Annotated in this window: 12 protein-coding genes and 1 tRNA gene; 8 read left to right on the top strand and 5 right to left on the bottom strand. The window is 73.5% G+C overall.

All coding sequences use genetic code 11. The annotated features are described in order from the left end of the window. Window positions 1–43 precede the first annotated feature (43 nt). Together nudC and E3Z34_RS12625 are read left to right on the top strand one after the other, a co-directional pair. Window positions 44–1,021: an NAD(+) diphosphatase gene (gene nudC, locus E3Z34_RS12630; protein WP_134773894.1), complete on the top strand. Its 978-nt coding sequence runs from the start codon at window positions 44–46 to the stop codon at window positions 1,019–1,021. Next, a complete protein-coding gene (locus tag E3Z34_RS12625; protein ID WP_170212974.1) occupies window positions 1,018–3,123 on the top strand; it encodes an ATP-dependent DNA helicase UvrD2 in 2,106 nt (701 codons plus the stop codon). Before nudC ends, E3Z34_RS12625 begins: the two co-directional genes overlap by 4 nt. 26 nt (window positions 3,124–3,149) lie before the next feature. Here the strand turns inward: E3Z34_RS12625 and E3Z34_RS12620 are convergent, their stop codons facing one another. After that, window positions 3,150–3,392: a type II toxin-antitoxin system antitoxin gene (locus E3Z34_RS12620; RefSeq protein WP_134773892.1), complete on the bottom strand. Its 243-nt coding sequence runs from the start codon at window positions 3,390–3,392 to the stop codon at window positions 3,150–3,152. A 5-nt stretch (window positions 3,393–3,397) separates the two neighbouring features. Next, on the bottom strand, window positions 3,398–4,375 hold the full coding sequence (locus E3Z34_RS12615; protein ID WP_134773891.1) for an SPFH domain-containing protein: 978 nt from the start codon (window positions 4,373–4,375) through the stop codon (window positions 3,398–3,400). Window positions 4,376–4,568: 193 nt separating this feature from the next. On the opposite strand from E3Z34_RS12615, the gene E3Z34_RS12610 reads away from it, so the two are divergent. Together E3Z34_RS12610 and E3Z34_RS12605 are read left to right on the top strand one after the other, a co-directional pair. Continuing rightward, window positions 4,569–4,775, top strand: coding sequence for a hypothetical protein (locus E3Z34_RS12610; protein ID WP_134773890.1), 207 nt, complete (start codon window positions 4,569–4,571; stop codon window positions 4,773–4,775). Window positions 4,776–5,004: 229 nt separating this feature from the next. After that, window positions 5,005–5,256 carry a WhiB family transcriptional regulator gene (locus E3Z34_RS12605; protein WP_238695499.1) on the top strand — a complete coding sequence of 84 codons (252 nt, stop codon included), beginning with the start codon at window positions 5,005–5,007 and terminating at the stop codon, window positions 5,254–5,256. Between the two features lie 5 nt (window positions 5,257–5,261). Here E3Z34_RS12605 and E3Z34_RS12600 read toward each other — a convergent pair whose 3' ends face one another. Together E3Z34_RS12600 and E3Z34_RS12595 are read right to left on the bottom strand one after the other, a co-directional pair. Further along, window positions 5,262–5,975, bottom strand: a complete 714-nt coding sequence (locus E3Z34_RS12600; RefSeq protein WP_134773888.1) for a hypothetical protein — start codon at window positions 5,973–5,975, stop codon at window positions 5,262–5,264. 71 nt (window positions 5,976–6,046) lie between these two features. Continuing rightward, window positions 6,047–7,432 carry a zinc-dependent metalloprotease gene (locus E3Z34_RS12595; RefSeq protein WP_134773887.1) on the bottom strand — a complete coding sequence of 462 codons (1,386 nt, stop codon included), beginning with the start codon at window positions 7,430–7,432 and terminating at the stop codon, window positions 6,047–6,049. A 207-nt stretch (window positions 7,433–7,639) separates the two neighbouring features. Here E3Z34_RS12595 and E3Z34_RS12590 point away from each other — a divergent pair, with 207 nt between their 5' ends. Together E3Z34_RS12590 and E3Z34_RS12585 are read left to right on the top strand one after the other, a co-directional pair. After that, a complete protein-coding gene (locus E3Z34_RS12590; RefSeq protein ID WP_338043732.1) occupies window positions 7,640–8,068 on the top strand; it encodes a molybdenum cofactor biosynthesis protein MoaE in 429 nt (142 codons plus the stop codon). After that, window positions 8,065–9,195 (top strand): YlbL family protein, encoded by a 1,131-nt coding sequence (locus E3Z34_RS12585; protein ID WP_134773885.1) that lies wholly within the window; start codon window positions 8,065–8,067, stop codon window positions 9,193–9,195. The genes E3Z34_RS12590 and E3Z34_RS12585 overlap by 4 nt, the downstream gene beginning before the upstream one ends. A gap of 23 nt (window positions 9,196–9,218) precedes the next feature. On the opposite strand, the gene E3Z34_RS12580 is transcribed toward E3Z34_RS12585, so the two are convergent. After that, window positions 9,219–9,767, bottom strand: coding sequence for a PPA1309 family protein (locus E3Z34_RS12580; RefSeq protein WP_420818953.1), 549 nt, complete (start codon window positions 9,765–9,767; stop codon window positions 9,219–9,221). 63 nt (window positions 9,768–9,830) lie between these two features. Between E3Z34_RS12580 and E3Z34_RS12575 the strand changes: the two genes are divergently transcribed. Together E3Z34_RS12575 and E3Z34_RS12570 are read left to right on the top strand one after the other, a co-directional pair. Beyond that, window positions 9,831–12,995, top strand: coding sequence for a UPF0182 family membrane protein (locus tag E3Z34_RS12575; protein WP_238695158.1), 3,165 nt, complete (start codon window positions 9,831–9,833; stop codon window positions 12,993–12,995). Window positions 12,996–13,059: 64 nt separating this feature from the next. Further along, a tRNA-Met gene (locus E3Z34_RS12570) sits at window positions 13,060–13,133 on the top strand. Window positions 13,134–13,184: the final 51 nt, after the last annotated feature.

Genomic DNA, 13,184 nt, shown 5'->3' with positions numbered 1-13,184 from the left:
CGGGGACGGGCTTCGTGTCGGTGGGGCCGCCTACAGTGGCAGGGTGAGCCGCACCGACGAGACCTTCCTGGACCTGGCGCTGTCCCGGTCGACCGTGGACCGCTCGGCCGCGCTGCGTGCCGACGGTGGCGCGGTGGCCACCGCCCTGGCCGACGGATCCGCGCGCGTCCTGCCGCTGCGGGACGGTGCGGCCCCGGTCCGCCCGGGGCCGCCGCCCCGGCTGGACCTCCGCCCTCCCCGCCCCGGGGACGAGAGCCTCACGCCCTGGCTGCTGGGCGTGCGCGAGGGGGTCACCTACCTCGCGGTGGACCAGACGGCGTCCGAGGCGAGTCCCGACGAGTCGGGTCCGGCCGCGACCGGTGCGCACGGGACCACCGACGACGGGGTCCAGGTCACGTGGCAGTCGCTGCGCGAGGTCGGCGCCGAGCTGGACGACACGGACGCGGGTCTGCTCACCACCGCGACGGCGCTGGCCGAGTGGCACCGTCGGCACGGCCACTGCCCGCGGTGCGGGTCCCGGACGACCATCGAGCAGGGCGGATGGGTCCGTCGGTGTCCGGTCGACGGCTCCGAGCACCACCCTCGGACCGACCCGGCCGTCATCATGGCGGTCACCGACCCGGCCAACCGGCTGCTGCTCGCGACCGGTGTGCACTGGCCCGAGGGGAGGGTCTCCGTCCTCGCGGGCTTCGTGGAGGCGGGGGAGTCGCTGGAGGCGGCGGTCGCCCGCGAGGTCAAGGAGGAGGCTGGCCTGACCGTCTCCGCGGTCTCGTACCGCGGCAACCAGCCCTGGCCGTTCCCCGCCTCCCTGATGGTCGGCTACCGCGCCCGGGTCGAGCGCACCGAGCTGGTGCTCGACCCGGGAGAGCTGCGGTCGGCGGGCTGGTACACCCAGGCGGAGCTGGGGGAGGCCGTGACCGCCGGGCGCCTGACCCTGCCGACGAAGGTGTCCATCGCTCGTCGGCTCATCGAGGAGTGGTTCGGCGGTCCGGTCCCCGAGCCCGAGGTGCCCAACCGGTGACCGTGCCGGATCCCGGCCGCATCCTCGACTCCCTGGACCCCGAGCAGCGGGAGGTGGCGTCCGCCCCGCTGGGGCCGATGGCGGTGCTCGCGGGCGCGGGGACGGGAAAGACCCGCGCCATCACCTCCCGGATCGCCTACGGCGTCGCGAGCGGGGCCTACAGCGCCCGTCAGGTGCTTGCCGTCACCTTCACGGCCCGGGCGGCCGGGGAGATGCGGACGAGGCTGCGCGGCCTCGGAGTGCAGGGCGTCCAGGCCCGCACCTTCCACTCCGCCGCGCTGCGCCAGCTGCAGTACTTCTGGCCGCAGGCCGTGGGCGGCGCCCCGCCCTCCGTCGTGGCGCAGAAGGTGCCGGCCATCGCCGAGGCGGCCGGCCGGCTCCGCCTGGGCCTGGACCGGACGGCCCTGCGCGACGTCGCCGCGGAGGTCGAGTGGGCCAAGGTGTCCATGCTCACCCCCCAGACCTACGCCGCCCGCGCCAGGCGGGAGGGGCGGGCCGTGGCCGACCTGGACGCGACCGCGGTGTCGCGGTTGATGGAGACCTACCACGAGGTGTGCGCCGAGCGTCACGTCATCGACTTCGAGGACGTCCTGCTGCTGACGGTCGGTGTCCTGGCCGAGCACGAGGCCGTGGCGGCGCAGGTGCGCGAGCAGTACCGCCACTTCGTCGTCGACGAGTACCAGGACGTCAACCCCCTGCAGCAGAAGCTGCTCGACCTCTGGCTGGGCCCCCGCGCCGACCTGTGCGTGGTGGGGGACCCGGCGCAGTCGATCTACTCCTTCACCGGCGCCTCGGCCGAGCACCTGCTCACCTTCGCCACCCGTCATGAGGGGACCCGCACCGTCCGTCTCGTGCGCAACTACCGCAGCACCCCGCAGGTGGTCGGTCTGGCCAACCTCGTGCTGGGTGGTGCCGGGCAGGCGCCGTCGAGGCGGGGGGCAGGCACCCTGGTGGCCCAGAGACGAGACGGCCCGACGCCCGTGCTCACCTCGTACGCGGACGACGAGGCCGAGGCCGAGGGGGTCGCGGCGGGGGTGGCCGCCGCGCTCGCCGACGGTGTCGCGGCCAGTGAGATCGCGGTGCTGTTCCGCACCAACGGTCAGTCCCAGGTCCTGGAGTCGGCGCTGTCCCGGGCTGGGATCCCCTACCTCGTCCGCGGGGGGGAGCGCTTCTTCTCGCGTCCGGAGGTGCGGTCGGCGCTGGTCCTGCTGCGGGGCGCCGTGCGCGGTGACGACGGGAGCGCCCCCCTGGGTGAGCTGGTGAGGGACGTGCTCGCGGGTGCGGGCTGGTCGCCGTCCCCGCCGGACGGCGGTGCGGCCCGGGAACGCTGGGAGAGCCTGCAGGCGCTCGCGGTCCTGGCCGACCAGCTCGCGACCCAGTCACCGGCCGCGCGCCTGGGGGACCTGGTCGTGGAGCTGGACCGCCGCGCGCAGGAGCAGCACGCCCCGACGGTCGAGGGGATCACGCTCGCGTCCCTGCACGCCGCCAAGGGGCTGGAGTGGGACGCGGTCTTCCTCGTGGGGTGCAGCGAAGGGCTCCTGCCCATCACGCTCGCCGACACCCCGGAGCGGGTGGAGGAGGAACGCCGGCTGCTCTACGTCGGCGTCACCCGGGCCCGGGACCGGCTGACGATCAGCTGGGCCCAGGCCCGTTCCCCGGGGGCCAGGTCCACCCGCAGCGTGTCCCGGTTCCTCGCACCGGCGGCCGACGTCCTGGGCCCCGACGCGGGCGCGGGCGGGGTCACGGGGGGCCGGCGTACACGGCGCCGTCCCTCCCCGCGGGCACCCCGCCCGTGCCGCACCTGCGGGACAGCACTCAGCACCGCGCAGGAGCGCAAGATCGGACGATGCTCGAGCTGTCCCGCGACCTACGACGAGGAGACCTTCGAGGCCCTGCGGCAGTGGCGCAGCACGACCGCGATCGAGGCGTCCGTGCCCGCCTACGTCGTCTTTACCGACGCGACGCTCATCGCCATCGCCGAGACCGAGCCCCCCGACCTCGTTGCCCTGCAGCAGATCTCGGGGGTGGGGGCGCGCAAGCTGGAGAAGTACGGCCCGGACGTGCTGCGGATCCTGGACCGGCACCGGCCCTCGGGGGACTGACCAGGTCCGCGCACCCCGCCGCGGGGCTACCCGTCCCCGCCCTTCCTCGGTCGTCCCCGCCGAGGCAGCGGCCCGGCCTCGTGAGGCGCACGCCCCGCCGAGCGCAGGGCGTCCCGAAGAACGATCTCCATCTGCGCGTTGACGCTGCGGAGCTCGTCGGCGGCCCAGCGCTGCAGCGCGGCGTGGACGGCGGGGTCCAGGCGCAGCAGGACGGACTTGCGCTGTGCGGCCGTCCGCCGCCCGCGGGGCTCCTCGGAGGTCTCGTCCATCGCGATCAGGTGTAGAGGGACCCCGTGTTGACGACCGGGGTCGTCCCCCGCTCCGAGCAGAGCACCACGAGCAGGTTGGAGACCATCGCGGCCTTGCGCTCGTCGTCCAGCTCCACGATGTCCTGGCTCTCGAGCTGCCGCAGGGCGCTGTCCACCATCCCGACCGCCCCGTCGACGATCTTCTCCCGGGCGGCGATGATCGCGGAGGCCTGCTGGCGCTGCAGCATGGCCTGGGCGATCTCCGGGGCGTAGGCCAGGGCCGAGATCCTCACCTCGATCACCTCCAGGCCGGCCAGCACGATGCGCTCGGCGACCTCGGTGGCGAGCTCGGCGGAGATGACGTCGGTGTCGCCCCGCAGGGTCACCTCAGTAGCGTCGTTGTCGTAGGGGTGGCTCATCGCCACGTGACGGAGGGCGGACTCGGCCTGCACGGCCACAAAGTCCTCGTACTCCTCCACCGCGAACGTCGCCTTGGCGGTGTCGGCCACCTGCCAGACCACGATGGCGGCGATGTTGATGGGGTTGCCGTCGGCGTCGTTGACCTTAAGCTCGTTGGTCTCGAAGTTGTGCACCCGGACGGAGACGTTCCGGCGCGTGCTCAGCGGGACCACCATCCGTAGGCCCGGCCGACGCACGGTGCCGAAGTAGCGCCCGAAGAACTGGATGACCTTGGTCTGGCCCGGGGCGACGATGGTGAGCGAGGCCAGGAGCAGCAGGCCCGCCAGCCCCAGGACGCCGCCGCCCACGAGGGCCGACGCGCCCCCCTCGCCGGCGTCGGCGGCGATCCCCCCGACGACGAGGAGCCGTGCCGCCACCCCCAGGACGGCCAGGGAGACGACGAGCGCCAGGAAGCCGTCGATGGACCAGGCGGCCCGTTCGGTGATGTCGACCCGCGTCCCGGCCGCCCCGACGGGGCGCCCGGCGGGATCGCCACCGGTGGAACGGTCGACGTCTGGAGCGTCGGTGGTGCGGACGGTACTCATGAGAGACCCCTTCTCTAGTCTGAGATCAAGATGATCTCAGATTTACGGCTGGTTCCGGTGACGGAGGCGGCGCCGGATCACGATCCCGGAAAAAGGCGTTGCGGTGTCCTGCGGGGCGGGCATAGAGTGGCGACGTCCAGCTCACGGCTCCTGTCCGTGGGGTCGTACAGGCACGAGAGGAGGGTGGAAGACCATGGAGACGACGATCGTCATCGGCGGTGCCGCCCACGGGTACGACCGCTCGAGCCTGCCCACCCCCCTGGAGCCCTCGGTGGGCGCCTTCGGCGCCCCGACGGGAGACGGCCCCCGCCGTCGGGGTCGGTCAGGCCTCGACGCCGAAGCCCGGCCCGCACCCTTCTTCGACCCGACCCTGGACGGAACTCCCGCCGGGCGGCGGTAGACCTACCGCCCGCCCCAGGCCGCGAGTCCTCGTCCGAGGATCCGCGGCCGTTCTCGTTGCCCCTCCGGCGGCACCGGTCCGACCTGCGGATCCGCTTCCCCCAGGAGCCAGACCGCCCATGACGACCGTCCGTCACGACCATCCCACCGAGCGACGACCTCTTCCGGAAGGAGGCGCCGTGCAGCCCGTCGGCAGCCGGCCCGTCCCGACCCTCTCCGCCCTTCTCGGCGTGCTCCCGAGCGTGCGCGACACCCCCTGTCAGGAGCACCCCGCCGACCTGTGGTTCGCCGAGCTCCCCCAGGACGTGGAGACGGCCAAGAGCCTGTGCCTGGGCTGCCCCGTGCGCGAGTCCTGCCTGGCCGGTGCCCTCGAGCGGGGTGAGCCGTGGGGGGTATGGGGCGGGCAGCTGGTGCTGCAGGGCGTCGTCGTGCCGCGCAAGAGACCCCGCGGGAGACCTCGCAAGGACGAGGTCGCCGCGTAGGGCCCTCACCGTCCACCCGACCTGTGCCAGGGGCAGGCCGGGTGGACGGGCCACCTGCGGGTCACCAGGTGGGGGGACTGCGCGCCGACCTCGTAGGAGAGACCCGCAGCGAGCGGCACGTCGACGACCGCGGCAGACACCAGCAGCCGGGTGAGCGCGCAGGCCAGGTCCAGGACGACCGGGTCGTGCACCGGGGGTTCGTCGGTGCGACGGGGGTCCTCGAAGGCCGCGGCCAGGGCCGGCCAGGAGGCGTCGCGGTCGCGACGGTGCAGGTCGAGACAGTGCAGGCAGGGACCTGGGCCCGGCCCGGTCCACGGACCCACGACGATCCGGGCCGGCTGCACCACCACCGGCAGCACGGCCCGCCCGGCGAGGTCGGCACGGCGCAGGCTGCCCACCGGGACCAGGTAGTCGCTCACCAGCACCACCGGCGGAGGGTCCCCGGGTGCGACCGGGCCATGCTCCTCCGCCGGGGAGTCACCGCGGAGGCGACGGGCCAGCTCGCCGTCCCCCAGGACGGTCCAGGGAACTCGGGCGTCCGGGACCGGAGGTCGCACGACCAGGCCCCGGAGCAGGTCCGTGGCGGGGTCGTGGGGACCGCAGGTGTCCGGGTCCCACCCCTGGACCAGCCAGGCACCCGGCCCCAGCCCGAGCTGCACCAGGCCGTCGGGCCGGCGCAGCGGGCTCGGCCCACCGGGTCCGCGGCTGGGAGGAGTCATCCCCCGAGCCTGCCACCGCCACGGCGCCCGCCCGAGGGTTGTCCACAGGCCTCCGAGTGCGCCCGCCGGCGTCAGCCCTGACCGGTCCCGTCGCCGCTGAGCAGACGCTCGATCTCCTCGTCGGTCACGGTGGCGTCCGTCGACGCGGTGCCGTACCTCTCGACATACCCCAGCGGGTCGTCCAGGTCGGCGCCGGAGGGCGCCACGTCAGGGTGACCCCACGCCTCGTCGCGCGTGCTCCGTCCGTGCCGGTCCTCCAGCGCGGCCCAGAGGTTGGCGGCGTCGCGCATCCGACGCGGTCGCAGCTCCAGCCCGACCAGCGAGGCGAAGGTCTTCTCCGCCGGCCCGCCGCTGGCGCGGCGACGCCGGACCGCCTCGGAGAGGGCCTCCGCGTGGGGCAGGTGGTCGCTCGCGGCCTGGGCGCTGACGACGTCCACCCATCCCTCGACGAGGGCCAGCAGGGTCTCGAGGCGGGACAGGGCAGCCTGCTGGGCGGGGCTGGGGTCGGGGGAGAAGAGGTTGTCACCCAGCAGCTCCTGCATCGCCTCCGGGTCCTGGGGGTCGACCTGCCGGACGGCCTCCTCGATGCGCTCGGTGTTGATGCGGATGTCGCGGGCGTAGTCCTCGACGGCGGTGAGCAGCTGCGGACCCAGCCACGGCACCCCGGCGAAGAGGCGGACGCGGGCGGCCTCCCGCACGGCCAGGTAGAGGTGCACCTCGCCGGCGTCGACCTCCAGGCCCTCGGCGAAGGAGGCGACGTTGCTCGGGAGCAGCACCACGGACTCCCCGGCCAGGATGGGCAGACCGACCTCCGTGCCCGAGACGATCTCCCCGGCCAGGGCCCCGACGGCCTGACCCAGCTGACCGCCGAACATGCTGGCGGACATCCGGCGCACCATCGGCTCCATCTGCCCGATGAGCGCGGCGGGGTTCATCCCCGGCGGGAGACCGGGGATGGCCGGTGCACCCTCCTCGCCGAGCGCGGAGATCTGCTGCCCGATGGCCTGGCTCATGGCGGTCTGCAGGCCCTCGGCGACGGGGGTCGTCAGCCGCACCCACAGGGGCAGTGTGCGCTCCACCCACTCTGCCCGGCTCAGGGCCACCCCGGCCCCGTCCTGCCGGGGCAGGTCGGTCACCTGGTCGAGCCAGAGCGAGGCGACCTGGACCACCTGGTCGACGTCCCGGCGGGTCGACTCCCCGAGCGAGGTGTCCCCGGTGGCGGCCACGACCTGGCGGGCCACGTCGGACGCGAGCTCGGCGTTGACCGGCCCGTCGTCGCCCCCGCCGCCCATGAGCATCTCCATCTGTGCGCGCACCGCCGACAGCTGGGCGGGGTCGAGCGATCCCAGCCCCATGGCCTCCAGGGCCTCGCGCATCTGCGGTGGCACCGGGCCTCCGAAGAGGGCCTCCAGCGGGTCCGGCTCGTCGGGGCGCTCGGCGGGCTGCTGATCTGGCACGAGGTCTTCCTTCCAGGTCGGGCGGTGGGGTCCCAGCCTCCCACGAGGTGGGCACAGGGATCTTCCCCCGGGACAACAACGGCGGAGCCCCGTGCGTTCCGGGAGCCGTCGAGCGGGCCGGCGCCGGTGGAACGCACTCGGGCCTCAGGGGCCGGGGCCAAGGAGTGTCCCAGCCGGTTCCCAGCGGGGATGGGGCATGATGTCGCGGTGAGCGAGCCCCAGCCGATCGTCGTCGACGTCCGCGATCGTCCGCTGTCGGTGGACGAGGCCCTGGCCGCCGTGCAGCACCCCCGGGCCGGTGCGGTGGCGCTCTTCGTCGGCACCGTGCGGGAGCACGACGGCGAGCGGGAGGGCGTGACCCGGCTCACCTACTCCGCGCACCCCGAGGCCTCCGCGCAGCTGGAGCGGATCGCGCAGTCGGTCTCCCGCGAGGACGAGGTCCACGGGGTGTATGCCGTGCACCGCGTCGGGGACCTGGCCGTCGGTGATCTCGCCGTGGTCTGTGCGGTCTCGGCCGAGCACCGGGCCGAGGCCTTCGCGGCCGCCCGCCGGCTGATCGAGGAGCTCAAGGCGCAGGTGCCCATCTGGAAGCACCAGGCGTTCAGCGACGGCGAGGCCCAGTGGGTGGGCCTGTGACCGAGCGCCGCGTCAGGCCCCCGCACACGCGGATCGGCGTCCGTACCGGCGCGGTGCTGGCGACCGTGGCCGTCGCGCTGCTCGCGGGGTCCGCCCTGGAGCTGGTCTCCGTCGACCGGGTCGTCTACAAGCCGGGCCCGGTCTACGACACCCTGGGGGAGATCGGCGAGGAACGTCGCATCGTCAGCCTCGACGAGGAGCTGGAGACCTACCCGACGGAGGGCCACCTGTGGTTCACCACGATCAACCTGGACGGCGGTCCGGGTGACGACCTGAGCGCCTGGGAGTGGCTGCGTGCGGAGCTGGACCCCGCGTCCACCGTCGTCCCTCGCGAGGAGGTCTTCCCGGAGGACGTCACGGCCGAGCAGGTGCGCGAGCAGAACACCGAGCTCATGCAGCACTCCCAGCAGGACGCCGCGGTCGTCGCGCTCCGGGCCACCGGCATCGAGATCCCCGAGGACATCGTCGTGGCCCAGGTCATCGTGGACGCCCCGGCGGACGGGGTCCTGCACGTCGACGACCAGATCCTGCGGATCGACGGCGAGCCCATGGCGGACGCCCGGGCCGTCCAGGACCGCCTCCAGGAGGTGGAGCCGGGCGAGAGCGTGCCGATGACCCTCCTGCGCGAGGAGGAGGAGCTGACCATCGAGGTGCCGACGACCGAGGACGAGGACACCGGACGCACCATCGTCGGCGTCTACCTGGCCCCCCGCTACGACCTGCCCTACGAGGTCTCGATCGACGCCGGCAACGTCGGCGGGCCCAGCGCCGGCCTCATGTTCTCCCTGGCCGTCTACGACCAGGTGACCCCGGGGCCCCTCACCGGGGGGCTGTCCGTCGCCGGCACGGGCACCATCTCGGGCTCGGGCTCGGTGGGGGGCATCGGCGGCATCACGCAGAAGATGTATGCCGCCCACGAGGCCGGGGCCTCCCTCTTCCTCGCCCCGAGCGACAACTGCGGCGAGGTCGTGGACGCCGCTCCCCGGGGTCTGCCGGTCGCCGCGGTGAGCACCTTCGAGCAGGCCGTGGAGGTCCTGGAGCTGGCGGCGAGCACCGACGACCTCACGGGCGCGGACCTGCCGACCTGCGAGCAGGTCCTGGAGGACGGGGCGACCAGCACCGGCTGACGGCTCGGCGCAGGGCCTAGGAGCTAGTCCCCGACCAGCGTCAGGGCCAGCGCGTGCGTCAGGCCCGGGGCGATGTCCTGCCCCACGGCCACCGCGTCGTCGCTGTCGTGGTCACGCTGGCGCAGCAGGCACGTGCTCCGCCCGTCGCGCAGGCAGGCTGCCAGCAGGCGGACGTCCTTGCGCAGGGGGTGGGCCGCCAACCGGTCGGTCGCCTCGCGCGGGTCGTCCGGCAGCTCCCGCTCGGCCTCGGGCGGCACGACGATCCGTTCGACCGCGAGCGCCACGCCGTCCACCTCCTCCGGCCAGGCCATCCGGCCCAGGAGGGACTCCAGGTCGGAGGTCGGGGGCAGACCCTCCTGCTCGATCGCCGTGTAGCCGTCACCGGAGCCGAGGTCCCCGACCAGGCCGGGCTCGCGCTCGCGGAGCCGGGCGGTCCGGACCAGGGCGAAGAGTCGAGGGGGCTGGTCCCATCCGGCGCGAGCGACGTGCTGCTCGGTGTCGACGGCCGCCCGCAGGAACGGGTCGTCGGCGGAGGGTGCGGTGGCATCGGTCGGGTCTGGCGTCTCGGGCACCGCCCCATGCTGCCACCCGGGGCGAGGGTCGGACCATCCAGTCCCGCCGGTTAGGCTGGCACGGTGAGTGACCGCGACCCCGACCCCCGCCCCGACCCGGACGAGTCCGGCACTCCCCAGGGGGGAGAGGGCGCTGGGGGTCCCGCGCGGGGTGGAGGCGGTGGCGCCGGGCCGTTCGGCCCGTTCGGGGCGGGCGGCCCGTTCGGCGGGCAGGGAGCGGGCCGTGGCCCCGGTGGTCCGGGCCGGGGCGCCTCCCGCACCGGCGGCCCGGGCCGTCCCGGCGGTGGGGTGCCGCGGGGCCGGCTGATCCCCACCCTGGTCGTGGTCGGCGTCCTGCTCAGTCTGCTGGCCTGGGGCGCGACCCTGTGGACCGAGTTCCTCTGGTACGACTCCCTCGACTTCCGCTCCGTGCTCGTCACCCGGCTGCTGGCGCAGACCGCGCTGTTCGCCGGTGCCGCCCTCCTGACCGGCCTCGTCGTCTGGTCAGGCCTCTGGCTGGCCTGGAGGCACCGGCCGATCTACGCCCCCAGCACGCCGGAGCAGGCGGCGCTCGACCGCTACCGCAGCGCCCTCGACCCCGTGCGCAAGCTGGTCTTCATCGCCGTGCCGGCCGTCCTGGGCCTGTTCGCCGGGACCGCTGCGGCGGCGCAGTGGCAGACCGTGCTCCTCTTCCTCAACCGGCAGCCCTTCGGGCAGGTCGACCCCCACTTCGGCATCGACATCGGGTTCTTCGTCTTCAGCCTGCCGTTCTGGCAGATGCTCGTCTCCTTCGCCACCCTGGTCCTGGGCCTGAGCCTGATCGGTGCCCTGCTCACGCACTACATCTACGGCGGTCTCCAGCTGCAGGCGCAGACGCGTGGCGCGCGCACCACCACCGCGGCCCGGATCCACCTGTCGGTCCTGCTGGCCCTCCTGCTCGTGGTCCGCGCCGCCGGCTACTGGGTGGAGCGGTACACCCTGTCGATGACCCAGCACCAGCGCATCACGGGCATGACGTACACCGACGTCAACGCGCTGCTCCCCACCCGCAGCATCCTGGCCGTCGCGGCCCTGCTGTGCGCGGCCTTCTTCCTGGCCACGATCTGGACCCGCTCCTTCCGGCTGCCCGTCATCGGGCTCGTCGGCCTCGTGGTCGTGGCCCTGCTCCTCGGTGGTGCCTACCCCTCGCTGGTCCAGTCGCTGCGCGTGCGGCCGTCGGAGGCCCAGCTGGAGACCCCCTTCATCCAGCGCGCCATCGACAGCACGCTGAGCGCCTACGGGCTCGACGCGATGGAGAAGATCGACTACGACCCCCGGATCGAGGTCGAGCCGGGCCAGCTCCGCGCCGACGCCGCCACCATCCCCGGCATCCGCATCGTCGACCCGTCCGTGGTCTCCCCGACCTTCCGCCAGCTCCAGGGCGTCAGGGGCTACTACCAGTTCCCCGAGGCCCTCGACGTGGGCAGCTATGAGGTGGACGGCGAGATGGTGGACACCGTCATCGCGGTGCGCGAGCTGAACCTGGACGGCATCCCGGACGACCAGCGCAACTGGGTCAACGACCACACGGTCTACACCCACGGCTTCGGTGTCGTCGCCGCCTACGGCAACCGCCGCTCCGGCGAGGGCGAGCCCATCTTCTACGAGCGCAACATCCCGCCCGTGGGTGGGCTGGGGGAGTACGAGCCGCGTATCTACTTCGGCGAGAACTCGCCCGAGTACTCCATCGTCGGTGGCCCCGGGGACGATCGCGAGCTCGACTACCCCGCCTCGGGCAGCGGCACCGGCGAGGTGCGCAACACCTACGCCGGGGAGGGTGGGGTGCCCATGGGCAGCCCGCTGCGCCGGCTCGCCTACGCGCTGAAGTACCGCGAGGTGAACATCCTGCTGTCGGACTCCGTCAACCCCGAGTCGGTCATCCTGGACCACCGCAACCCGCGGGAGCGGGTCGAGCGGGTGGCGCCGTGGCTGCGGCTGGACGGCAACCCCTACCCCGCCGTCGTCGACGGCCGGGTCCAGTGGATCGTCGACGGCTACACCGTGAGCGACCGATACCCGTACAGCCAGATGGAGGACCTCGGGGAGGCCACCTTCGACTCGCTGCAGACGGCTCAGAACATCCAGACCATCGGTGGCGGTCGGGTCAACTACATCCGCAACTCCGTCAAGGCCACGGTCGACGCCGCCGACGGCACGGTGCGTCTCTACACCTGGGACGAGGAGGACCCCGTGCTCCGGGCGTGGGCGCAGGCCTTCGACCAGAGCCTGGAGCCGATGTCCGAGATCAGCGCGGAGCTGATGTCCCACCTGCGCTACCCCGAGGACCTGTTCAAGGTGCAGCGGGAGATCCTGTCGCGCTACCACGTCCAGGACGCGACGGCCTTCTTCACCGGGCAGGACTTCTGGCGCACCTCCGAGGACCCGGGCGCTGCCGGCGACCCCCCACCGGACATGCCGCCGTTCTACCTCTCGATCGCGATGCCCGGTCAGGATGACCCGCAGTTCAGCCTCACCACCACCTACATCCCGCGCGGCACAGGCCGGCAGAACCTCACCGGCTACCTCGCCGTCGACGCCAACGCCGGTGATCAGGCGGGGGAGCGCAGGGAGGGGTACGGCACGCTGCGGATGCTGGCCCTGCCGCGCGACACCACGGTCCGTGGTCCCGGCCAGTTCCAGAACGACATCGAGTCCTCGCCGGAGAGCTCGCAGGCCTTCCAGCAGACGCTGTCGCAGTTCCTGTCGCTCAACCGGCAGCAGGGCTCGGACGTGATCGTCGGCAACCTGCTCACGCTGCCGGTCGGGGACGGCCTGCTCTACGTCGAGCCCATCTACGTCCAGGCCCGCAGCGGCTCGGCCTACCCCCTCCAGCGCGTGGTCGTCGTCGCCTTCGGCAACGAGCTGGCCTGGTCCGACACCCTGGACGGCGCACTCGACGAGCTCTTCGGCGGTGACTCGGGGGCGACGGCCGGGGACGCGGGCGATGCCGGCGAGCCGGGCGCCGACGGCGCGGCTGACCCGACGGAACCCGCCGACCCCGAGACCGAGCTGGCGGAGGCGATCGCGGAGGTCCAGGAGGCCTACGACGCCGGGCAGCGGGCGCTGGAGAGCGGAGACTGGGAGGCCTACGGGCAGGCCCAGGAGCAGCTGCAGCAGGCCATCGAGCGGGCCGTGGAGGCCAGCCCCGGTGGTGGGTCGGTCGACGTGGGCGGCGGCACCGACGGGGCCACCCAGACGCAGGAGCCGTGAGCCCGGACCCGGCCGGATTTGGAGGCTCCCCACCCCGTGACGTAAGGTAGACGAGTCGCAACGACGCGGGGTGGAGCAGCTCGGTAGCTCGCCGGGCTCATAACCCGGAGGTCGCAGGTTCAAATCCTGCCCCCGCTACACAGATCGCGTCAGCGCGAGGCGAAGGCCCGGACCGCACGGTCCGGGTCT

The sequence above is a fragment of the Ornithinimicrobium flavum genome, assembly GCF_004526345.1.
Taxonomy (GTDB): domain Bacteria; phylum Actinomycetota; class Actinomycetes; order Actinomycetales; family Dermatophilaceae; genus Ornithinicoccus; species Ornithinicoccus flavus.
This window is presented reverse-complemented; position numbering and strand designations above follow the sequence as displayed.

Coding starts and splice junctions, on each gene's coding strand:
- E3Z34_RS12610 (WP_134773890.1), top strand. CDS start 4,569: ATGGAGACGACGATCGTCATCGGCGGTGCCGCCCACGGGTACGACCGC.
- E3Z34_RS12620 (WP_134773892.1), bottom strand. CDS start 3,392: ATGGACGAGACCTCCGAGGAGCCCCGCGGGCGGCGGACGGCCGCACAG.
- E3Z34_RS12600 (WP_134773888.1), bottom strand. CDS start 5,975: ATGACTCCTCCCAGCCGCGGACCCGGTGGGCCGAGCCCGCTGCGCCGG.
- E3Z34_RS12615 (WP_134773891.1), bottom strand. CDS start 4,375: ATGAGTACCGTCCGCACCACCGACGCTCCAGACGTCGACCGTTCCACC.